Raw genomic sequence first — 23,534 nt, 5'->3', positions numbered from 1 at the left:
CCTGCTACGGCCGCGCCATTTTTGAGGAACATTTAATGACGATTAGCAAACCAAGAGACGACGCCTCGACATGGATGTCGGGGACGTACACAACCAAAAAGCTGCGGCTGAAACAGGCCGTGGTCAAAGAAAAGCTGTCGACGCTGACGGAAACCACGATTGAGTTTCTGGCCCGCAAGACAAGCGTAAAGCTGGCCGATTTTGTCGGCCAGATTATGACAGTCCACGTGCAACAGGACAGTGCCGGTGACAACGGGCGCATGTTCACAGGAACATGCATTTCAGTCGAAGCCATGGGCATGCGTGACGGTGACGATCACTATGTCGCACAGATCCGGCCCTGGTTCTGGATGCTGACGATTGAACGCAACACGCGGGTCTTTCAGGAGATGTCGGTCAAGGAAATCATCGAGGACGTGTTGGGCAAACACGGTTTTTCGGATTATCAGATCAAGACATCCGAAACCTACGAAAAACGCGAATACTGCGTGCAGTATCGCGAAACCGATTTCGCCTTTCTGTCGCGCCTGATGGAAGAAGAAGGGATGTATTACTTCTTTGACCATTCTGACGCGAATATGAAAAACGAAAAGCTGGTGATCTGCGATGGCGTGTCGGCGCATAAAGCGATCGACGATAATGTCGAGCTGAAGTTCAAGCCGCGTGACGGCGCGGATACTAAAACCCAGCCAACGATCAACGAATGGGCCGCTGCGAATAGCGTGACCCGTGGCAAGGTCAGCCTTGCGGATTATGACTTTGAAAAGCCGTCAGTCCGCCAGATGGAAACCACCAGCATGCCAATGGGCGATCACCAGTACAAAGAAAAAGAGTACTATGATTTGCCCGGCCACTATCGCGGCGAAAAGCAACTGGGCGACACCCGCACACGCGTGCGGGTAGAGGCGGACGCAATCCAGCACTTGATGTATCGCGGTGCCGGTGATGTGCGCCATTTCGGAACCGGTTATCTCTTCAAACTGACAGAGCACCCGGAAGAAGCGAATAACACCGACTATCTGATCACCGAGGCCGAGCATACCATCCTTGACTCCGACGAGATGAAGAAAAGCGACAAAGAAGTCTGGCTGGCGCTGCAACCGCAAAACATCGACATCAATGAAGAGATCAAGAACGACTATTCCTTCACCTTCGGAGCTGTGGCCAAGGTCAAACAGTTCCGCGCGCCCTTTGTGACGCCTTGGCCCGAAATTCCGGGCATCCAGATTGGCGAAGTGGTGGGACCGGCAGGTAAGGAAATCCACACTGACGAATATGGACGGATTAAGGTATTATTCCGCTGGGACAGACTTAATCCGCCGGATGATACCGCGTCTTGCTGGATCAGGGTGGTCACCCAATGGTCCGGTAACAACTGGGGTTTGCTGTCGATCCCGCGCATTGGTCAGGAGGTCGTGGTGCAATTCGAAGACGGCGATCCCGACAGGCCAATCGTGACCGGCATGATGTACAACAAGGACAAAATGCCCCCCTACGTCGACCCGCAAACGCCAACACGCACCGGCCTGATGACCCGCAGTTCGCCGGGTGGCGGGGAAACCGATTATAATGCGCTCGTATTCGAGGATGATACCGGCAAGGAATACACGCATTTCCAGTCGCAAAAAGACTACCAGATGGTGGTCAAGGACAGCGCTCAGATCACCATCGGCGATGACGGTGTGAACGTATCGCCGGACGGTCATACGGTCGCCGCGGGCAGCTTGTTACAAACTGTTAAACAAGACGTCACCGAAATGGTACAAGAGGGCAATAAACTGGAAACGGTGGATACCGGTACGCTGGATCTGATCGTTGAGGGCGACATGAGCGAGGTCGTGAGAACCGGCAACAAGAGCGTCGATGTCTCAACCGGAAGCAGTGAAACATCGGTCGCCCAATCCATTGATGTCGACGCCGGTACCGCGATTTCTATCAAGGCCGGGACGTCAATCACGATGGAGGCGATGACCAAGATCACACTCAAGGTCGGGGGCAGCTCGATAGAGATTTCCCAGGCCGGCGTCGCCATCAAAGGGACGGGGACTGCAAAGATGGAAGCACCCTTGGTCACCGCGCAAGCTTCGGGGTTGTTGACCCTGAAGGGCTCACTGACGAAGATAAACTAGGGCGGTATGATGGGAAATCGATTCACAGATATGGTGAAAGTGCCGAAAGAGCCGGCGGCAAAATTGCTGTCCATGGCCAATACCCGGCTCGAAACACCTATTACCGCCCCCGTGGCTGCCCTACCGGATGTTGTACTGGAAGAACTGGACCAGAAAGGTGCGATGATCGACATCATTCGCCTGTTGTCTATCGTGCTGCCACCGCGCGAACGGGTCTGGTGGGCCTGTATGGCGGCGCGTGATTATGTTGGGCCTAAATCGGAAAACGACCCGAAATCGTTGGCGGCTTCGGAGGACTGGGTGTTCAAACCCACCGAGGAAAACCGCGAACGCGCCCGTCTGTCCATGGACGAGGCCTATATCGATGACGACACGGTGAATATCGCCCTTTCGGTTGTTTACTCCGATGGCACCCTCGGACCGGCAGATCTGGCAGAATATCCTGCACCTGCAGGGGCTGCGGAAACCAGTGCATTTGCCATGAATATCGTGGCGTTAGACAAAAACTCTGATAGGTTTGAGGAGTATGGCCAAATGTTGATCGACCGCGCGGTTGATATTGCGCGAGGTGGAAACGGCCGGATGGAGAACAAGGACAAGATGAAGGAGGCGACATAATGACATTACCTGCCGCCCGCATGACAGACATGCACCTATGTGTCATGCCTGCACCGCCGCCTGCTCCGCCCCTTCCGCCGCCCGGTGTGCCGATGCCCATTTTGACCCCTTGCTGCCCGACCGTCCTGATCAGCTTTCTGCCAGCGGCCCGCATGACAGACGTGTCGCCGCTTGGCGTGCCGCATCCCATTGTGAAAGGGTCCGCGACGGTACTGATCAATTTCCTGCCCGCCGCAAGGGTGACTGATAACGTGGCCTGCGGTGGGATCATGATACCGCCCTGTTGCCCTACTGTCCTGATCGGAGGGTAGCGTCAGGTATGCCGGTTAAACTATCTTTCCAGTCTTCTGGCACTATGCCTGGTGATGTCGGTCCTATGCAGATGCCGATGGGCGGTTCGCTGAGCATCGGGCGCGGTCCGGCCAATGACATTGTCCTGCCTGATCCCGAACGCCAGCTGTCCAAAAGCCACTGTGTTATTGAAGATCATAACGGCAATGTGGTGCTGGTCGATTTCTCTACCAACGGGACGTTTCTGAACTATTCCAAAACCCCGCTGGGCCGGACCCCGACCCCGATCAACAATGGGGATATCCTGTCGGTCGGCAGCTATGAACTGTTGGTCGAAATCACCGAAGCACTGGCCGCGCCAATCCCTGATCCGCTGGGTCATAACCAGGTTTCACACGGGCAGGCCGACAATGCCCCTGATCCGCTGGATCTGTTGGATGACGTCGGACCGGGCGGTGATTTTCTGGACGATCTGTTGGGATCTCCAGAGGGGCCGAAAGGGCCAAGCCAGCTGAACACCGCCGACCCCATTGACGATCTGTTGCCGCCCTTGGGGGAGGAAGAAGACCCGTTTTTCGCCAAACCTGCCGACAGTCTGAATGACGATCTGGGGCCAAGTCAGGCGATGCACAACACCAGCGCCAGCGACAGCTTTCGCCCGTCACATTCCAGCGGGCCTGCTGTGATACCGGATGATTGGGACGATGACCTTTTATCGCCCTCCACACCCGAACCGGCACCCGTCGCTGAACCGGAACCGGTCGTCACGCAAAAACCGGTGACGGTCCCGCCAAAGGCAGACCCCGAACCCGCACCAACAGCCGCACCCGATCCAACAGTACCGCCAGCTGCCAAAGAGGTCGACAAAACCGCCGCACCTGCAGCTGCGGATAAAACCGAGCAACAGGTGATTGCGACCGGCGATCAAGCCGCCGCGCGGGCGTTCTTTGACGCGCTTGATGTGGAGGGTCTGGAAATACCGGACGAGGATTTGCACACCTCCATGGGCCGTATGGGGCGGGTGATGCGCACGATGATCACCGGCCTGCGCGAAATCCTGATGACCCGCACGTCGATCAAATCCGAGTTCCGCATTGAACAGACGATGATCAGCGCGGGTGGCAACAACCCGTTGAAATTCTCGATCAGCGCGGATCAGGCGATTGAATCGCTGATCAAACCCAAATCGCGCGGCTATCTTGGATCTGAAACCGCGACCGAACAGGCGCTGAACGACATCAAGGCGCATGAGGTGGCAATGGTCACCGGTATGGAGGCAGCGCTAAAAGGTATTCTGGCCAAGCTTGACCCCGAGGTATTAGGCGCGCAGATTGAATCCGGTGGCAGCTTTAGTTCCCTATTGAAGGGCAAAAAAGCGCGCTATTGGGAAGTATACGAAAAAATGTATGGCCAGATCGCTGATCAGGCCGAGAATGATTTTCACGAACTGTTCAGCCGCGAATTTGCGCGGGCTTATAAAGACCAGCTCGAAAAGTTAAAATAATCTGACCCCGTTAAGGGGCGGACGACACAGGGAGAATTATGTGTCCTGGGACAGTAAAGTGCTTTGGACGGAGGGGCTGTTTTTGCAACCTCACCATTTCCAACAGGCCGATCGCCACAAAGAAGCGCTGATTGCAGGGTTGGCGCGTCGCATCCGGCCTTACGGTTGGGGTCTGAACAGCCTCGAAATTGACGAAGAGGTTTTGAAGGTCGGGCAATTCGCGCTGAAGGGCTGTTCCGGCCTGACCCATGACGGCATGGTATTTCGCGTGCCGCAAACCGAAGACCACCCGCCCGCTCTGGAAGTGCCCGAAACGATCAAGGATTGCGTGGTTTACCTGACCGTGCCGCAGCGCCGGCAAGGTGCTGTCGAAGTAGACCTGAGCGGTGCCGAACAATCGGTCAGCAGGTTGCGCCCTGCCGAACTGGAAATCACCGACACGATGGGCCGCGATCAAAAACCGGTGACCATTGGCGTCGGCAAAATGCGTCTGCAATTTGCACTTGCGGTGGATGAATTGGCCGACATGCTGGCGATCCCGATTGCGCGGATCATCGAGGTGCGCCCCGACAAGGAAATCATCCTGGACCGCAGCTTTATTCCCAGCTGTATCGACCTGCGCGCCGCGCCCCCGCTTGAGGGGTTCATCCGCGAAATTGAAGGACTGTTGTCGCATCGCATGACCGCCCTTGCCGGACGCCTGTCCGAAGGGGGGGCCGCAAAAGCTGTGGCCGAAGTGTCTGATTTTCTGTTGCTGACCGTGATCAACCGGATGATTCCGGTGTTCCGCCATTTGACCACACTGGAAAACCTGCACCCCGAAGATGCCTATCGTCAGTGTGTGGCGCTGGCGGGCGAATTGTCGGTCTTTATGACCACCAACAAACAGCCGCCGGAATTCCCGCCCTATCAGCACGACAACCTGTCGACGACCTTTGCACCGGTGATCCGCACCTTGCGGCAATACCTCAGCTCGGTTCTGGAACAAACAGCGATTTCGATCCCGCTGGAGGCCCGCAAATACGGTGTCAGCGTTGGCGTGATTTCCGATCGTAAACTGATCAGCACCGCTGGTTTCGTTCTTGCCGTTCAGGCAGAGATCCCCGCAGAGGACGTGCGCCGCCATTTCGCGGGGCAGGCCAAGATCGGGCCGGTCGAGGAAATTCGCCAGCTTGTGAACTCTGCCTTGCCAGGCATTACCTTGCGCCCGATGCCCGTGGCACCGCGCCAAATCCCGTATCACGCGGGTGTTGTGTATTTTGAACTCGCCGCCGACAGCCCGTATTGGGGCAAAATGACAACGTCAGGTGGCATCGCCGTACATGTTTCCGGTCAATACCCCGGCCTGAACATGGAACTTTGGGCGATCCGTAACTCGTAGATTTAGGAAAAGGGGCAAGCCATGTCATCCGACGACCCGTTTGCAGAACCCGAAGATACAGACAAGACGGTGATCCGCCCCAATCCGGGCGGGCGGCGTACTGCTGCAACACCCCCGGCCGCTGCGGCGGTGATGGCAGAACCGATGGCCGCCCCCGCGCAGCCGTCCGGTTCGATGGGCATTCCTGCTGCGGCTGCCGCCCCTCAAGCCACCAAGCGCGACGGTGCCCAAGAGACCGAGATGGTCCATACCGGCATGAACCAGTTGACCGCCTGCGCGGCACCTCTGTTTTCACTGATCAGCCGTATCCGTAACCGTGCGCAGCATATGGACCCAGACAAGTTGCGTTCTTCGGTTGTGGCCGAAGTGCGGGCCTTTGAAAACCGCGCCTTGCAGGCCGGTGTCCCCGCCCAAACGGTTAAAATCGCGCGATATTCTCTTTGTGCCACTCTGGATGATGTTGTCTTGAACACCCCTTGGGGCGGGCAATCGAGCTGGGGATTGCAGTCGATGGTCGGCACTTTTCACCGCGAAACCGTGGGCGGTGACCGGTTTTATGACCTGCTGGCGCGGCTTGAAAAGGAACCCGCGAACAACCTTGATGTGCTTGAATTCATCTACATGTGCCTGTCGCTGGGGTTCGAGGGGCGATTGCGTGTCGAACAGGGCGGATCCGACAAACACCTGCAAATCCGGCAGGGGCTTGCGCGGATCATTCGCGGGCAACGCGGTGACGTGGAACGCGATCTGTCCCCCCATTGGGAAGGCGAAAACAAACCGTTCAAGGCGCTGTCGGCATGGCGTCTGGTCTGGATCGCCCTTGGCGTAACGGCCGCCCTGCTGGCGCTGCAATTCAGCGGGTTCTCCTATCTTCTGGGCACCCAGACCGAGCGGTTGATCGGGCAATTGTCGGTGATCGACAACGGTCCGGTTGCGGAACTTCAACGTCGCGCGCCCCCGCCACCCCCGACCCCGCCCGCCTCTTCCGAAGAAGTGCGCCTGAAAAAGGTTGTGACTTTCCTGCAAAAAGAAATCGACGAGGGCATCGTTAACGTTTTTCAGAAGGGCAACACATTGGTGATCCGCATTGCCGGTTCCAACATGTTCGGGTCAGGCTCTGACACATTGACGGAAAAATTTGTCGATCCCATCGCGCGGGTGGCGAATGCATTGAACGATGAACCGGGGCCGGTGATTATCACGGGGCATTCCGACAATGTGCCAATCAAATCCTCGCGGTTCCCGTCAAACATGCACCTCAGTCTTGCGCGGGCGAAATCCGTCATGGCGTCGATGGCAAAAACCATCACGGACAGGGACCGCCTGACCGCCGAAGGGCGCGCCGAAAAAGAACCTATCGCCGACAATGGCACACGTGAAGGGCGGGCCAAGAACCGCCGCATCGAAGTGTTGCTTGTGCAGGAGGCCCAATAATGTACGTCCGCCGCTTTTTTGTCATGATGTTCCGGTCGATCTATACGATCCTGATCCTTGTGGCCGCCGCCCTGTCTGCGGCTGTCTGGTTCCTTGCACCCTTCATCGGCAGTGAAACCTGGCACCCGTTTGACAGCATCCAATCGCGGGTCATTTTCATAGCTGGAATCTGGTTCTTCTTCTTTGGCCTTGCGCTGTTCATCTACTTGCGCAGGCGGCGCAAGGAGAAGGCGATGACCGAAGAAATCGCCGAACAGATGGACGATGCGGGCGATGATGTCACCGCCGTCGAGCTGGGCGAGCTGCGCGACAAGCTGAAAACCGCGATGGCCGAATTGCGCAAATCCGGCAACGGGCGCAAGCATTTGAACGAACTGCCGTGGTACGTAATGATTGGCCCCCCCGGTGCGGGTAAAACCACGGCAATTGTGAATTCGGGGCTAAAATTTCCGCTGGCTGAAAGCATGGGCAAAACCGCGATTGGCGGTGTCGGCGGCACGCGCAACTGTGACTGGTGGTTCACCAATGATGCCGTACTGATTGACACGGCGGGGCGTTACACCACGCAAGAAAGCGATCAGGAAACCGACAATGCAGGTTGGATCGGCTTTCTGGGTCTGCTCAAAAAATACCGTAAACGCCAACCAATTAACGGGGCGATGATCGCGATTTCCCTCAGTGATCTGTTGCAGCAGGACGAGGTGACGCAGGCCGGTCACGCCACCGCTGTGCGCCGCCGTTTGAATGAATTGCGCGAGAAACTGGGCGTCCGCTTTCCGGTTTATGTGCTGTTTACCAAAGCCGATCTGATCGCCGGCTTTTCCGAGTTTTATGACAATCTGGGCAAAGAAGACCGCGAACAGGTTTGGGGATTTACCCTGCCACTCGACAGTTCCAAGGGCGAGGTGTCACCGGTTGCCGCATTCGATGCGGAATTCGGTCTGTTGCTGGGCCAGCTCAACGCGCAGTCCCTTGAACGCATGCAAACCGAAATTGACCCGCAGCGCCGTTCATTGGTCGCCGGTTTCCCCAGTCAGGTTGCGGCCATGCGCACGGTCGCGCACAGCTTTCTGTCCGAGGTGTTTCAGGACAACCGCTATGAACAACGTCACATGCTGCGCGGCATTTATTTCACGTCCGGAACACAGGAAGGCACGCCGATTGACCGTTTGATGCTGGGCATGGCGCGGACGTTCGGTATTGGCCGTCAGGCGATCGGCACAGGGCAGGGGCAGGGCCGGTCCTATTTCCTGACCCGTCTGTTTGAACAGGTGATTTTCCCTGAGGCCGGTCTTGTCTCAGCGGATGACAAGGTCGAGCGCCGTTATCGCTGGACCAAGCGCGGTGCCATTGCGGCCACCGTGCTTTTTGCCTTGCTGACCGGCACTTTGTTCACCCGCAGCTATCTGGGCAATCAGGAATTGATCGAGCAGGCGGCCACCTACGTGGACAGCTATCAGCAGGTCAGTTCGACCTTGCCCGGCAGCCCGCTTGGCGACACCGATTTGCCGCCCGTTGTCGATGCGTTGAACATTCTGCGCGACATGCCGACCAACCCCGCCCTTGGCGATCCCGAACCCGAAGGACGGCTGACCTATGGTCTTTATCAGGGCGAAGTCATCGGCACACAGGCGGCACAAACCTATCGCGCGGCCCTCAATCAACGTCTGCTGCCGCGCCTTTTACTGCGGCTTGAGGAGCAGATCACCGGCAATGTAAACAACCCCGATCTGCTGTATGAAGCGCTGAAAATCTATCTGATGCTGGGTCTTGAGGGGCCCATGAACAGTGAATTGGTGCAAGAATGGATGGACATTGATTGGTCGATCACATTTGCCGGCGCCAGCCGCGCCGGATTGCGCGATGATCTGGCCTTTCATCTTGATGCGATGCTGTCCCAACCGATGGAAAAGATCGCGTTGAACGGACCACTTGTTGAACAGGTACAGGGCATCCTGTCCGAAATGCCACTAGCGCAGCGCGTCTATAACGGCATCATCAACAGTCCCTCCGCGACCAGCCTGCCAGAGTGGCGCATTACCGAAGCGGGCGGCCCTGCGGTCACCCGTGTTCTGGTCCGCTCGTCAGGCAAGGCGTTGAACGAAGGCGTCGAAGGGATCTTTACCTACGATGGCTTTAACGACGTGTTTCTGGGCGAAGCTTTGGGTGTTGCGAAACGTATTCAGGGCGACAGCTGGGTGCTTGGCCCGCGCGGCGAGGCAGAGCAGACCGATGCCGCGCTTACTGCGCTCAGCCGCGATGTGCTGGACCTCTATTACAACGATTTCATTGCGCGCTATGACGCCATTCTTGGCGACATCGACGTGATCCCGCTGGAATCGCTCAGCCATGCGGTCGAGGTGACAAATGTCCTGTCCGGCCCCACGTCACCCATCGTAAACATTCTCACGGAAATCTCGAAAGAAACCAAATTGACCGCCCCCCGCGAGGGCCTTTTGGGGGGGGATGAAGTTGCCGAAGGTGTGGGGCGCATTGCCCAGCTTGAAGCACGTTCCAATCTGAGCATTCAGGGCGAAATCCTGCTCAGCGCACTGCAAAGTTCTGCACAGGCCCAAGCGAACGGTGCCCCGCCAAAGCCACCGGGATCTTATGTCGAGGACCGGTTTGAATGGTTGCACACGTTGGTTGAACGTCCCGAAGGGCAGGACAGCCAGCTTGATCTGCTGGTCGGCACCTTGCAGGAAGTGTATCAGGAACTGAACAAAATGTCGTTCAGCGGCGTTGCGGCCACGGCTGTCGACGGGGGCACCGCGACGCAACGGTTTCAACAGATGGCCAGCCGCATCCCCGGTCCGCTGGAACGTTGGGCCAGCCAGATCACCAGCAGCTCAACCGGCATCACCGCCGACGGCACCCGTTCGTCGATCAATGCGAAATGGCAATCCTCGGTACTGCCGTTCTGCACGCAGGCACTGGAAAACCGCTATCCGTTCAACCGCCGTGCACGCGCGGATGTGTCGATGTCGGACTTTCAGAAAATCTTTGCCCCCGGCGGCATGATCGACGTTTTCTTTGCTGAAAATCTGGCCAAGTTTGTCGACACAGGCGCGCGACCCTGGGCCTGGAAAAAGGTTAACGATGTCGATTTGGGCATCTCTCCGGCTGTCTTGCAACAGATGCAATATGCCGCCGAAATCCGCGATGCCTTCTTTGCCGGTGCACCCAACCCGCAGGTTAATTTCCAGATCACGCCAGAAGCGCTGGATCCCAAGGCGCAATCGGTTCAATTGACCATCGGGTCGCAAAACGTGCTGTTTGAAACCAGACGTCCCAACAACACACCCGTCGCCATCACATGGCCCGGTTCTGTGGGGCTTGCCGGCGTGGTGTTTCAACCGGCGCTTAGCAATGGCGAAAGCCAGCTGGCCAAGGACGGACCGTGGGCGTGGTTCCGCCTGTTGGATGCCGCCGAAATCCGGCGCACCAATGTTTCCGACCGCAAGCGCGTGATCTTTAATGTCTCGGGCCGGATCGCAATTTTTCAACTACAGTCAGGATCTGTTATTAACCCGTTCGCACTCCCTGCGCTTACCAAATTCAGCTGCCCCAAGACGTTTTGATGGGGCAGGGTTTCGGCGCCTTTGGAAAGATGCCCGCTTTGGGCGATTTCTTTCATCTGAATGCCCCGCAGGGGTTTGTCAGGGTGTGGGACGACTGGTTGCAAGGGGCGATGATGGCCGCTGCACAATCGGGGGGTCAGGCATGGGACGATCAGTATATGTCCGCGCCGATCTGGCGGTTTACACTGGCACCCGGTGTTGCCGGTCCGGCCAAGTTACTGGGTGTTCTGATGCCCTCGGTTGATCGTGTCGGCCGGCGTTTTCCCTTGGCCATGATGGCACCAATAGATCACGAAGGACCATCCGCACTTGATCACCTGACACAGGATAAGACATTTGAACAACTGGAAGATCTGGCTCTGTCCTGCCTCGATGACGGTATGGACCGTGATCGATTGGCCGCAGCGCTGGTCGGAATCCAGATGCCCGCAACCCAACCTTTCGCCCCTGTGCGGCGCGCCGGAAATGCGCTGGTTCTTACACAAGCCAACATTCAGGGCACCGCCCCGGAGTTCGCCGCAGGCCTGATTGGCAATGGCATGGCAAAACCCTGTTTATGGACAACCCTTGTGGATGGCACACGGCGCGCTATGGTTTGTGACGGCTTGCCCGACGCGCATCAGGCGCGTGCTCTTTTTGACTTGAATGCCCCCTTGTGGGTTGAAGCGAGGCCCACCTCATGACCCTGCGAACCCGCTATTCCGTGCAATCCCACGTTGGCCTTAAGCGAAAAGTAAACGAAGATGCCGTGCTTGCCCTGCCGGAACTGAACATCTGGGTGGTTTCAGACGGGATGGGCGGGCATGCTGCGGGCGATTATGCCAGCCGGTTGATCGCGGATATGGCGGCAGGTATCCCGCTTGACCTCGCACCGGGGGACCGCCTGCAAGCCTTGCGCGACACCTTGCACGAGGCGCACCGCCTGATCCGCGCCGAAGCGGCGTCCCAAGGCATTGACGTGATTGGTGCCACGGTTGTTGCACTTTTGCTGGCAGAGGGACATTTCGCGGCCCTTTGGGCAGGCGACAGCAGGCTCTACCGGTTGCGCGACGGCGAAATCGAGATGCTGACTACAGATCATTCGGTTGTCGCCGCGCTGGTCGAAGCGGGCCATATGAGTTGGGACGAGGCAGAACACCACCCCCAATCAAACGCGATTACCCGCGCTGTGGGTGTCGGCGATGAACTGGAACTGGAAAAGATCAAAGGCGATATCCTGCCCGGCGACCGGTTCCTTATCTGTTCGGACGGCCTAACCAAATACGCGACGTTCGAAATGCTGCGCAAATCGCTAAGTGAACAACCGATCGAAGTGATCTGTGACCATCTGATCCAGATTGCCCTTGCAGGCGGCGGCGGTGACAACATCACTACCGCAGTGATTGATATCATCTAACCCTGTGGCCGCACCGCGCTAATCTTCGGCGGTTGTGAAAATCCAGCTGTCCAGCGACTGGATCAATTCGTCAGCAGACCGTTCACTTAACGCTTCGGTAAACCCGACGGCAGATTCCTGTCGCGGGCGCATCTGGCGGAACAGCGGCGCGTAGGAATGCAGCACCAGAATTTTGCTCTTGCCCAGTGACGATGCATCAATGGTAAAGGCCAGTTCGCCCTCGTTGCGCTCAAGATTGTCCATGTCGAATGTGACCCGCAGCGGCACCTTGCCATTGCGCCCCTCGCGCAGGGTTTCCACCGAATTATCCGGCCGCCCGTTGTTTGGTAACAAGTGAAACACATTGCCCGACACATCCAGAATTGACGTGGAAATATAGCCGGTGGTCAGGCTTTCCGGGATCATCAGATCAATCACAGGATTTTGCCCGACGAGGAAACGACCATCGGGCACATTCTCGCCGCTGATCCCTTCTGTGAAAACGATTTCGATATCGCTTGTCGGGGCTTGCGGCAGATAGTTTTCCACCAGACACAGCGTCGGGTTCAACACCTCGGCATCGATGACAACAAAGCGTTCGTCGGCGATATCCTCGATGGCTTCTTGCAAGGCTTCAACCGTCGAAGCGCCTGCTAATGTACCTGAAATCAGGATCGCTTCTTCGGGGCCATAACCGACAGGGCCGGGATAACTTGCCTGTTTCAGAGGTCCGCAATCGGCGTATTGCGCCAACAGATATTCGACCTCAACCGCGTCAAGGAACAGCGATGTCAAAGAAACATCAAACGTTCCGCTCAACGCACCCGGCCATGCGGCATCATATTTTTCATTCAGACGGGCCAGCAGATCAGCATCGGTTGTGCTGCCGGAAACGGCCGCTTCATTACCGACCAGCGACAGTTGCCAATCATCCAAAGCGGCAACATCATCGACAACCGCCATCACGTCGGCGCCCCAGCTTTCAGCGATATCCCCCGACGCAAGGGTCAGGCTGGCCGTTCCCCCCAGATCAGTGATGCGCTTGGACAGGGCGTCTTGCATCTGTGCACTGGGGACAAAACCACTTGCGGTCGCTTCGGCATTTTCAGGATCAGAGATGATCAGCGAAAAGGGCACAGCCGCCGGAAATTCAGGTTCGCCCGCACCGAAAACTCCCCCAAACCACGCCGCCGCACCACCGCCAACCACCACAACCGCCAGTGCTGCAGCAATTAAACCGGCCGAACTGCCCTTCGCCGGTTTCGCCTTGGCGGCTGCGGATTTTACCGGTTCGGGTTTTGGTGTGGGCTTGGCCGCGGGAGTCGCAACTGCGGGTTCCGGTGTTGTTTCGGCGGCCTTCGGCGGTGTCACGATGACGGTTTCGTCCGACAGTGCATCACTTGCACCGCCGCTGGCGATATAGGCCAGAACCTCGTCCATGGATTGAAACCGCGCGTCGGGTAACGGCGCGGTCATCCGGTCCACCAATCCCTTTAGCGGCTCGGGAACACCCGTTGTGTCCAACGGCATCGTCTTGTTCTTGACCACCTCCATCGGGTTATCCCCGATTTCCGGTTTTTTGCCGCGAAAGTTGGCCAGCAACAGCGCGCCCAGCGAATAGATGTCCGACCGCGCGTCGGTGTTCCCGCTTAACTGTTCGGGTGCCGCATAGGCATATTTGCCGGCAAATTCGTTCCCGACAATGGTTTCCGCACCGGGGTTGGTATCTTTGGCAATGCCGAAATCGATCACCACCGCTTTGGCCGGATCACCGTCGCGCAGAATAATATTGTCGGGGGATAGATCGCGGTGCACGATGGAGCGGTCATGCGCTACCTTCAGCCCCTCGCCAACCCGCTTGCACAGGGTCAACAAATCCTCCGCAGGCATCGGCCCTTCTTTCAGACGCGCGTCTAGGCCCGGACCCTCGATGTAGTCCATGACCAGATACACCAACCCCTCCGAGGTCCGGTGGTTTTCGGAATAGCGCACGATGGCGTCATGCCTGATCTCGCGAATTTCTTCTTCGCGGGTCATCAGGACAAGAAAATCCTCGTTGCCCGAGAATTCTGCCTTAAGCACTTTGATCGCGATCAGGCGGCCGGAAATTTCGTTTCGGGCGCGGTACACATCCGACGTACCGCCACGCCCCAAAAGCGCCTCGATCCGGTAGGTATTGTTTAACACATCACCGATTTGAAACGCGTCGCCGGGGCGGGGGTCAGTCATAGATCAATCCAGTCAGCACAAAGAACGAAGCGCAACGCGCGCTTATCCAAGCGCCTGAAACTCAACCCGACGGTTCGCGTCACTGCGCGGGTCACCGGCGTCAAAGGGCGCACTTTCGCCCATGCCGATCGCCTGCAACCGGTTTTCGTCAATACCGCAGCTTGCAACCATGTGGCGCTTGACCTCTTTGGCGCGCAGCAGCGACAGGTTTTCATTATAGCTCGCCGAACCGGAACTGTCGGTGTGGCCGATGATTTGGAAAACCGCGACATCGACACCCTTCATCGCTTCGCACAGGCTGGCGAGCTTCGGCTTTTCGTCCTCGCGCAGGGCGGCGCTGTCAAAGTCAAAGCTGATCTTGACGTTGACCTGATCGGCCTTATCCACCGCGACATATTCTTCTGTTTTGACAACTTCGGTTTGCGTTTCCGGCTTTTGCGCCGTTTCGCCCGCTGGCACGATCACCAGGCCGCGTGTCTTTTGCTTGTTAAAGGCATCTTTGATTTCATCGGCGGTCAAGGTGGACTGCGCCAGTGTGGATTGGCCAACAAAAGTAAGCAATGCGGCCACAGAGGCTGCAGTGAAGGTACGTAGGAAAAACATAAGTCCTCCTTTCAAAAAGTGGTTCATTAAATATAGTAGGTCCAAGGTATACGACACGAGCACCGGTCACAACGGTTTTGACGCCAGCGGCCGCCATGCCCTAGACATTAACAGGTGCAAGCAATTATATTTTTTCTGAAAGTTCATATTCATGCGGTTAATTCCAGCCATCATCCTTGCCGTTGCCATTATTCTGGCACCCATCCTTTGGTTCACTATCCCGTTGGTTCTGGATTTGGATCGGGGCGGGCGGGGCCCTGCCATCGACAGTCAGGCCCGAATTGAGATCGAGGTTTTAAACCAACAGGTTGAGGATATTCGCCTGCGCATGGAAGACATCCGCGAAGGGATGTCTGCATTGGGTCAGGAAGTGCGCAACCGTCCCGCTTTCCAGCGCCAGATGCCAAGTACCGGACTGGGCGGGCAAACCGCGCCAAACGACGGTGCCGAAGTGTTTGAACGCAATGGCACCAACGACATTATCGACGCTTATGCGCAGGTCGTGGTCATCGGGGATCGCAGGAATGTGAACAAGGGGCTGAAAACCGCCGGTCCGACCTACCTTGCGCAAAAACTAGGCAGACCACGCGAAGTCTTGAGCGATAAATGCGAGGCGATGACAAATCCGCGCCTCAAACCCAAGCTGAAAACACAACGCGTCGGCCCAATCCGGGTAACGATGTTGCAACCGGCGCTCGATTCTTTGGCCCGTGTGTTTGAAAATGTACGTGTCACCGATCCTGATCTTTATGCGCGGATCAACACTGCCGGCGCGCTTTGCGTACGCCGGATTCGAGGGACAAGAGACCGGATTTCCACGCATTCCTTTGGCTTGGCCGTCGATTTGAACATTGATGGAAAACTGGACACACTGGGGGATGGTAAGACCCAGTTGGGCCTGACCATCCTTGCCGATTTCTTTCGCACTGAAGGCTGGGTTTGGGGGGCGTCATGGCGCCGCGAGGACAGCATGCATTTTGAAATCAGTCGTAAACAACTGGATGCGTGGTTGGCTGAAGGGAAACTTTAACCCCCGTAATCAGGGTTATGTAAACAAAGTATTAACCTGATAAAAGCCCGAGCAGTCCCGCGTCAGTGATCGCGGTCTTGATGAAACCGTCCTTACTGGGCTCGGGTTTCCAGCCAAGAACCTCTTTGGGTTTCCTGTTATCAAAGGGCGAGAAATGCGCGCGGCTTTTCCAGTCGCGCAGGCTTGGCCGCGACAACCCGCGACGTCGCAACACTTTGGTCTTAAGGAAAAATTTCATCGCATCTGCCGCATACAGAATACCAAGCTGACCAGAAGAAACTTTGATGCGCGCGCCAAGCTTTTGATGGATTGCGTCAAAATATCCACGGGCTGACAGCATCGGTTCGCCGATCAAATTAAAGCTTTCGCCAAGCGCTGCGTCGCTGTGCGCCATCAGAATCAACCCGTCAGCAACGTCATCAATCAACACAAACGGTAGAATATTCTCCCCGTTGCCCCAGATTTTTACCGCACCTGCACCGTGCCAGCGCCCGATGCCCCAATGCTGCAACGGACCGCCCGCACCAACCACAATTCCCGGGCGCGCAATGGTCACCGGCAAACCCCTATCCCGATGTAGCGCCATCAGGCGTGCTTCGCACTCGGCCTTTGATCGTGCATAAATATTGCGGTTTTCCAGATCCGCACCAAAACCGGACTGCTCCGTGATCGTCACCTGAGGGTCTGACAAATCATACGACGCTATCGTTCCTGTATAGACCAGCCGTTTCACATCCGCATTCAAAGCCGCATGCGCGATACGCTCGGTCACCGCGACATCATTTTCCAACGCCGCTTCCCATGTGTCATCTTCGGACTTTGCCAAATGATACACATGGGTGATCCCCTGCATCGCCGTCTCAAGTGCATCCTGATCGCGCAGGGAAACGGCGACCGTTTCAACCTTGTCCGCGATGTCGTCGAACGGGCCGGTCTTGCCCCGCGACAGCACACGTACATGCGTACCGTTCTTGGCCAAACGTCTGGTTAGCGCCCGCCCGATAAAACCTGTACCACCGATGACCAAAGCGGTTGGTTGCGGCGTTCCTTTTGGTCTGACAAGCACCGGTGGTTCCGGCAAAAGCGCAAGCGCATCATCGATCGCGCGCATCACCTTGACTGCACTGTCGCCGTCAAATCGGGCATCGACGGGTCGCCCCTCCGCAAGCGCTGTGTAAACCTCTTCGCACATGCCGCGAAAACTAAGTCCGTAAGGTGATTTCTGGTTCAATGACGTCAGCTGGCGTGCCGCATTCACCATCCCCTCGCGCAGATGGCTGACGCTTTGGCCCAGTGCATCCCGCAGCGGGTTCATCACCAGATCAGCGGTATTGACCCCCGACACCACCAAAGTGTCTTTGGCATAGTCCAATCGCGCCATCGCGGAGGATCCACGCAAAACAACGGACCGGTCATCATAGGTTTCAACCAAAGCGAGGTTCAGCGTGACGTCCACCCCCCCTGCCCGTGCCAGAATGCGCCAACCTTGTGGCCGCGTTTCCCCGCCAGGCAGCTCAACCTCGTTAGAGGTTTGCAGGTGCAAAATTTCGACATCACCAAACAAATCCTGCATGAAAGCAAACAGATGCGGGCCGAGCTCTTGCAAAAGGTTTCGCGTTTCGCGCATCAACCAGATCCCATAAGGACCCGACCGCAACGGCCCCAACGGAAAACACCAATTGATTTCGGCGGTCGAAACACCGCCCATTTTGCCATCCGCAACAAGCGACTTTAACCGTCTATAGGATGGCAGCCCCAGAAAATTATGCCCGGCGGCAAACTGGACCTGCTTGTCCTGCGCCGCTTTGACCATCGTTTCAACATCTGATGCCGACAAGGCTACCGGCTTTTCCACCAGAACATGCAGACCATTTGCGATGCATTCTTCTGCAACCGCGCGGTGATATTCCGGCGGGGTCAGCACATGAACGGCATCTGCTGCGTTTGCCGCAACCATGTCCTGAACCGAACCGAATGCCGTGATGCCCCGCGCATTGGCAAAGCTTTGCGCGGCGGCCAGATTGGTATCGACAACACATGTCAGCTCGGCCTGAGAGGTCGCTGAAATTGCATCGGCATGCCAATCGGAAATATAACCAGCCCCGATAATGCCGACGCGTGTTCTCTTGGTCATTTCAGGCTCACTTATATTCTATAATTTCCATCTCGGCGCCTTTGCGTTTACGCCTGTGATAGGTTGTTGCCCCGACAATATTGGGGAACTTCGACAGAAATAAGTAGAAACCATGATGCGCCGCGCGCAATCTGGGCATACCTGTCTGTCGCAACCCGCGCACCGTACGCAGATAAGACAAGGCAAAAATGGCCAACACGACGATCAGGAGCGGCCAAAAGAACAACGCGCCGATGATCCCGAATACAGGCAAAACGGCGCCGTAAAACCACATACGTTTACGTTCTTTTTGAAAATAGTCGGGATGAAGGTCGTGCACTTGTTCAAAACCGTGACCGGTCCGCACCGCACGGCTCCACCATTGACTGAACTGCATCATATTCGCGTCATGGTGGGTCATCGACACAGGAAGCCGGCGCAACGTCCACCCCGCCTTGCGCAGCCGCGTACAGAATTCGTCATCTTCCGCGGCAATCACGGTGGGATTAAAGCCACCAACCTCTCTGAACGCAGTGGCGCGCACCATCATATCCCCGCCACAGGCCAGAATTTCCCCTACCGGTCCGTGCCACTCGTGATCGCACATGTCATTGTAAACGCTGGCCTTTGGGTAAATCTCTGCCCGCCACCCTGTGACAACCGCCAAGGTATCGTTGGTCTCGAACTCTGCTGCGGCCAGCGATAGATATCCAGCCTCCAGCCGGCAATCACCATCTAGAAACTGAACCAGTTCAGGGGGATCCGGCCGATCCATAACCCGTTCGAATCCGGCATTTCGGGCACGCGCGGCAGTAAAGGGGATCTTTGGGTCGAGTAAAACACAATCCGCACCAAGGCGTTTCGCGTTTTCGACAGAATCGTCCGACGATCCGCTGTCGACATAGACAATCAAATCGACTTGGTCTTTCAGCGAAGTCAGACAGTTGATTAACCGGTCGCCTTCATTACGGCCAATGACCACAGCACCGATGTTTTTTTGGGACTTCATGACGTACCTCGTTTGAATAGGCGCTGTGGTTTTACCAAGGCTTCTTCAATCACGAGTGTAGGGTCAAGTGTATACAGTTGGAATAAACCACTGAACACGCACAAAGTGCGCATATATAGTATAATTTTGGTGATGTTTTGATCGTTGAGAGATACAAGTATGGAGTGATTATTAGGTTTGGCGATGACCTACTCTCCCACGCCTTAAGACGCAGTACCATCGGCGCTAAGGCACTTAACGGCTGGGTTCGGGATGGAACCAGGTGTTTTGCTCTCGCTATGATCACCAAACCAAAAAAGCACTCCATAGAGTTTGCGTCGTACCTCAGCATATGTGCTGATTAACGATACAAACGACGTCGCTTCTTTCCTGAATGCGACGTCTCGTGTCCAAGTCAATTACATCTAATGTATTGTGTATGCTTTTGAAGTGATAAGAAGAAGTCTTGCTTCTACTGGATCAAATCAAGCCTATCGAGCAATTAGTACCAGTCAACTGAACGTATTACTACGCTTACATCTCTGGCCTATCGACGAGGTGGTCTACCTCGGCTCTCAGGGATACCTTGTTTTGAGGGGGGCTTCCCGCTTAGATGCCTTCAGCGGTTATCCTGTCCGATCATAGCTACCCAGCACTGCTATTGGCATAACAACTGGTCCACCAGTGGATCGTTCACCCCGGTCCTCTCGTACTAGGGGCAACTCCTCTCAAGTATCCTACACCCACGGAAGATAGGGACCGAACTGTCTCACGACGTTCTAAACCCAGCTCACGTACCTCTTTAAACGGCGAACAGCCGTACCCTTGGGACCTGCTCCAGCCCCAGGATGAGATGAGCCGACATCGAGGTGCCAAACACTGCCGTCGATATGGACTCTTGGGCAGTATCAGCCTGTTATCCCCGGCGTACCTTTTATCCGTTGAGCGATGGCCCTCCCACTTGGGACCACCGGATCACTATGGCCGTCTTTCGACTCTGCTCGACTTGTCAGTCTCGCAGTCAGGCTGGCTTCTGCCATTGCACTCAACGAGCGATTTCCGACCGCTCTGAGCCAACCTTCGCGCGCCTCCGTTACGATTTAGGAGGCGACCGCCCCAGTCAAACTACCCGCCACACAGGGTCCCGGATCCGGATAACGGACCGCGGTTAGACATCAAGCAGAACAAGGGTGGTATCTCAAGGGAGGCTCCACTCCGACTGGCGTCGAAGTTTCAAAGCCCACCACCTATCCTGCACATGTTCGGCCTAATGCCAGTGTGAAGCTGTAGTAAAGGTGCACGGGGTCTTTCCGTCTAACCGCGGGAAACCTGCATCTTGACAGGTAATTCAATTTCGCTGAGTCTATGTTGGAGACAGCGGGGAAGTCGTTACGCCATTCGTGCAGGTCGGAACTTACCCGACAAGGAATTTCGCTACCTTAGGACCGTTATAGTTACGGCCGCCGTTTACCTGGGCTTCAATTCAGAGCTCTCACCCCTCCTTTTAACCTTCAGGCACCGGGCAGGCGTCAGACCCTATACGTCGTCTTACGACTTCGCAGAGCCCTGTGTTTTTAATAAACAGTCGCCACCCCCTGGTTTGTGCCCCCAGCCCCTAGTTGCCTAGGAACCGGGCCTCCTTCTCGCGAACTTACGGAGGTATTTTGCCGAGTTCCTTCAACATAGTTCTCTCAAGCGCCTTGGTATTCTCTACCAGTCCACCTGTGTCGGTTTAGGGTACGATCTAATGATGGAGCTATTTCCAGGGACCTCTAAGCAGCCCATTCAATCCGATAAGGATGAACTACCCTCGAGATCCGTCACTTCCATCTGGCCCAGGAATATTAACCTGGTTCCCATCGACTACGCCTTTCGGCCTCGCCTTAGGGGTCGGCTTACCCTGCTCAGATTAGCTTTAAGCAGGAACCCTTGGACTTTCGGCGAGAGTGTTTCTCACACTCTTTGTCGCTACTCATGTCATCATTCTCACTAGTGATCTCTCCACCGGATCGCTCACGCGCCGGCTTCACAGAAAGCTCCTTGTGTCCAATACTCCCGAGGGAGTTAAGGACACATGGAACTATGTCACACTACGCTCTGCTACCATGCAATAAATGCATCCTCAGCTTCGGCTCATGGCTTGAGCCCCGTTACATCTTCGCCGCAAGACAACTTATTTAGACCAGTGAGCTGTTACGCTATCTTTAAAGGATGGCTGCTTCTAAGCCAACCTCCTGGTTGTTTTGGTCGTCTCACCTGCTTTCCCACTTAGCCATGAATTAGGGGCCTTAGCTGGAGGTTAGGGTTGTTTCCCTCTTCACGACGGACGTTAGCATTCGCCGTGTGTCTGCCGACTAGTACTCCTCGGTATTCGGAGTTTGGTTAGGATCAGTAAGACGGTGAGTCCCCATTACCCATCCAGTGCTCTACCCCCGAGGGTATTCGGTCGACGCTCTACCTAAATAGATTTCGCAGAGAACCAGCTATCTCCGAGTTTGATTGGCCTTTCACCCCTAGGCACAGCTCATCCCGATCTTTTTCAACAGATGTGGGTTCGGTCCTCCAGTTAGTGTTACCTAACCTTCAACCTGGCCATGCCTAGATCACTCGGTTTCGGGTCTGATCCCACAAACTCAACGCCCTATTAAGACTCGCTTTCGCTACGCCTACACCTAACGGCTTAAGCTTGCTTGTGAGACCAAGTCGATGACCCATTATACAAAAGGTACGCTGTCAGGGCGTAAAGCCCCTCCAACTGATTGTAGGCGTTCGGTTTCAGGTACTGTTTCACTCCCCTCGTCGGGGTGCTTTTCACCTTTCCCTCACGGTACTGGTTCACTATCGGTCAGTAAGGAGTACTTAGCCTTCGAAGGTGGTCCTCCGATCTTCAGACAGAATTTCACGTGTTCCGCCCTACTTAATACGTCCAATCATGCTTCTTATACGGGACTATCACCCACTCTGGTTGCGCATTCCAACGCATTCTAACCACACTCATGGCTCGGCTGGTCCCCGTTCGCTCGCCGCTACTAGGGGAGTATCATATTGATTTCCTTTCCTCCGGGTACTTAGATGTTTCAGTTCCCCGGGTTTGCTTTTTTAAGCCTATATATTCAGCCTAAAAATACCTGGTTTACCAAGTTATTAGCTACACCGAAGTGTAGTAATAACAAAGTATCAGGTGGGTTGCCCCATTCAGAAATCCATGGATCAAAGCTTATTCTCAGCTCCCCATGGCTTATCGCAGAGTATCACGTCTTTCATCGCCTCTTACTGCCAAGGCATTCACCAAACGCCCTTTTCGCGCTTGATTTGATCCAGAAAAAGCAAGACTTGATTAAAGTTCAACCTCATACCGATCTCTCAAGGGCAATTTAGACCCTTTCAAAACCGATCCTCGGAAGAACAACAAATCTGCACGATCGACAGAAGCTGGTAAGAAACTGCCAATCCTTATTCTGGTCAAAAGCATACTTTTTCCCGCCCACTCTTTAGAGTGGACAACGAGAGATGCAGATAGGTGTCAGCCGTGCGGGCAAACACCGTCATCTCTCTGGTTAGTGTACTTGACTTGGACAACACGTTCGTTTTCGTCGCGATATACTCAACAGACCGAGGAAACAGTCCGTTAAATACCGGCCCCGAAGGGCAGCAACGAAGATCAACACCTTACTCGGTATGATCAAACAATGTTGTTTGTTACTTTAAGATTACTCTCAAAGTAACTGTATCTCTCTTTACGATGTCAATTCGTCTGTAGAACAGACGTTCAAACATTCAGCGAATGCTTGAAGATGTGTTCTACGAAGTGATGGTGGGTCGAGGAGGACTTGAACCTCCGACCTCACGCTTATCAGGCGTGCGCTCTAACCACCTGAGCTACCGACCCAGTGTGCGCCAATGGCGCGCACGTCGCACAATCAGCGTATCCAAAGGATGCGCGAGCTGTGCCAGCGTGTGATAGAAAGGCCTGTATATGTGGCTGGCCTTGTCCTCTCGGGACATTCGCTACGCGAATACCCTGTCGAACTTCGCGCTTTACTGCGTAAAGCGCTTGGTGGAGCCTAGGAGGATCGAACTCCTGACCTCCTGAATGCAAATCAGGCGCTCTCCCAGCTGAGCTAAGGCCCCAAACTTTGGAACCCTGCACGCTAGCGGCGCAGGACCTATTTCTGAAGAGATATGAGGACGGCTCGGTTCGAAAGTCATCTTGCGATGCTTTCATATATGGTCGGCTTTGTTTGCCGACCTGCTAAGT

At 55.7% G+C, this 23,534-nt stretch carries 14 protein-coding genes, 2 tRNA genes and 2 rRNA genes; 10 read left to right on the top strand and 8 right to left on the bottom strand.

The features are described from left to right. Positions 1-35: 35 nt before the first annotated feature. From Z947_RS0105550 to Z947_RS0105510, 9 genes are read left to right on the top strand one after another with little or no spacing between them, the layout of a single operon-like run. Positions 36-2,129, top strand: a complete 2,094-nt coding sequence (locus Z947_RS0105550) for a type VI secretion system Vgr family protein (protein WP_025043323.1) — start codon at positions 36-38, stop codon at positions 2,127-2,129. Positions 2,130-2,138: 9 nt separating this feature from the next. Further along, positions 2,139-2,747 carry a DUF6931 family protein gene (locus Z947_RS0105545; protein WP_025043322.1) on the top strand — a complete coding sequence of 203 codons (609 nt, stop codon included), beginning with the start codon at positions 2,139-2,141 and terminating at the stop codon, positions 2,745-2,747. Next, the gene (locus Z947_RS0105540) at positions 2,747-3,058 is read left to right on the top strand and encodes a PAAR domain-containing protein (RefSeq protein ID WP_025043321.1); all 312 of its coding nucleotides are present in this window, start codon (positions 2,747-2,749) and stop codon (positions 3,056-3,058) included. The genes Z947_RS0105545 and Z947_RS0105540 overlap by 1 nt, the downstream gene beginning before the upstream one ends. A gap of 8 nt (positions 3,059-3,066) precedes the next feature. Next, positions 3,067-4,542, top strand: a complete 1,476-nt coding sequence (gene tagH / locus Z947_RS0105535) for a type VI secretion system-associated FHA domain protein TagH (RefSeq protein WP_025043320.1) — start codon at positions 3,067-3,069, stop codon at positions 4,540-4,542. A gap of 40 nt (positions 4,543-4,582) precedes the next feature. Next, positions 4,583-5,923 carry a type VI secretion system baseplate subunit TssK gene (gene tssK, locus Z947_RS0105530; RefSeq protein ID WP_025043319.1) on the top strand — a complete coding sequence of 447 codons (1,341 nt, stop codon included), beginning with the start codon at positions 4,583-4,585 and terminating at the stop codon, positions 5,921-5,923. Between the two features lie 21 nt (positions 5,924-5,944). After that, positions 5,945-7,357 (top strand): type IVB secretion system protein IcmH/DotU, encoded by a 1,413-nt coding sequence (gene icmH, locus Z947_RS0105525; protein ID WP_025043318.1) that lies wholly within the window; start codon positions 5,945-5,947, stop codon positions 7,355-7,357. Continuing rightward, entirely contained in the window at positions 7,357-10,938 is a 3,582-nt protein-coding gene (gene tssM, locus Z947_RS0105520; RefSeq protein WP_025043317.1) for a type VI secretion system membrane subunit TssM, read from the top strand. Before icmH ends, tssM begins: the two co-directional genes overlap by 1 nt. After that, positions 10,938-11,621 carry a type VI secretion system-associated protein TagF gene (gene tagF / locus Z947_RS0105515; protein WP_025043316.1) on the top strand — a complete coding sequence of 228 codons (684 nt, stop codon included), beginning with the start codon at positions 10,938-10,940 and terminating at the stop codon, positions 11,619-11,621. The genes tssM and tagF overlap by 1 nt, the downstream gene beginning before the upstream one ends. Beyond that, positions 11,618-12,334, top strand: a complete 717-nt coding sequence (locus tag Z947_RS0105510) for a PP2C family protein-serine/threonine phosphatase (protein ID WP_025043315.1) — start codon at positions 11,618-11,620, stop codon at positions 12,332-12,334. Before tagF ends, Z947_RS0105510 begins: the two co-directional genes overlap by 4 nt. A gap of 18 nt (positions 12,335-12,352) precedes the next feature. Here Z947_RS0105510 and Z947_RS0105505 read toward each other — a convergent pair whose 3' ends face one another. Together Z947_RS0105505 and Z947_RS0105500 are read right to left on the bottom strand one after the other, a co-directional pair. Next, a complete protein-coding gene (locus tag Z947_RS0105505) occupies positions 12,353-14,542 on the bottom strand; it encodes a serine/threonine protein kinase (RefSeq protein ID WP_025043314.1) in 2,190 nt (729 codons plus the stop codon). 42 nt (positions 14,543-14,584) lie between these two features. Next, on the bottom strand, positions 14,585-15,145 hold the full coding sequence (locus Z947_RS0105500) for an OmpA family protein (RefSeq protein WP_025043313.1): 561 nt from the start codon (positions 15,143-15,145) through the stop codon (positions 14,585-14,587). 151 nt (positions 15,146-15,296) lie between these two features. Here Z947_RS0105500 and Z947_RS0105495 point away from each other — a divergent pair, with 151 nt between their 5' ends. Continuing rightward, positions 15,297-16,175, top strand: a complete 879-nt coding sequence (locus Z947_RS0105495; protein WP_025043312.1) for a M15 family metallopeptidase — start codon at positions 15,297-15,299, stop codon at positions 16,173-16,175. Positions 16,176-16,206: 31 nt separating this feature from the next. Here Z947_RS0105495 and Z947_RS0105490 read toward each other — a convergent pair whose 3' ends face one another. The 6 genes from Z947_RS0105490 to Z947_RS0105465 all read right to left on the bottom strand — a co-directional run bounded on the left by Z947_RS0105490 (position 16,207) and on the right by Z947_RS0105465 (position 23,407). Next, a complete protein-coding gene (locus tag Z947_RS0105490; protein WP_025043311.1) occupies positions 16,207-18,309 on the bottom strand; it encodes an NAD-dependent epimerase/dehydratase family protein in 2,103 nt (700 codons plus the stop codon). Positions 18,310-18,316: 7 nt separating this feature from the next. Continuing rightward, on the bottom strand, positions 18,317-19,297 hold the full coding sequence (locus Z947_RS0105485; protein ID WP_025043310.1) for a glycosyltransferase family 2 protein: 981 nt from the start codon (positions 19,295-19,297) through the stop codon (positions 18,317-18,319). A 175-nt stretch (positions 19,298-19,472) separates the two neighbouring features. Then, positions 19,473-19,587 (bottom strand): 5S ribosomal RNA (gene rrf / locus Z947_RS0105480). A 170-nt stretch (positions 19,588-19,757) separates the two neighbouring features. Then, positions 19,758-22,589: ribosomal RNA gene (locus tag Z947_RS0105475) — 23S ribosomal RNA — on the bottom strand. A 499-nt stretch (positions 22,590-23,088) separates the two neighbouring features. Beyond that, a tRNA-Ile gene (locus Z947_RS0105470) sits at positions 23,089-23,165 on the bottom strand. 166 nt (positions 23,166-23,331) lie between these two features. Continuing rightward, a tRNA-Ala gene (locus tag Z947_RS0105465) sits at positions 23,332-23,407 on the bottom strand. Positions 23,408-23,534 lie beyond the last annotated feature (127 nt).

Origin of the sequence: Sulfitobacter geojensis, assembly GCF_000622325.1 — a bacterium.
Lineage (GTDB): Bacteria > Pseudomonadota > Alphaproteobacteria > Rhodobacterales > Rhodobacteraceae > Sulfitobacter > Sulfitobacter geojensis.
The sequence above is the reverse complement of the archived record's forward strand: the minus strand, read 5'-3'. Positions and strand labels throughout refer to the sequence as shown.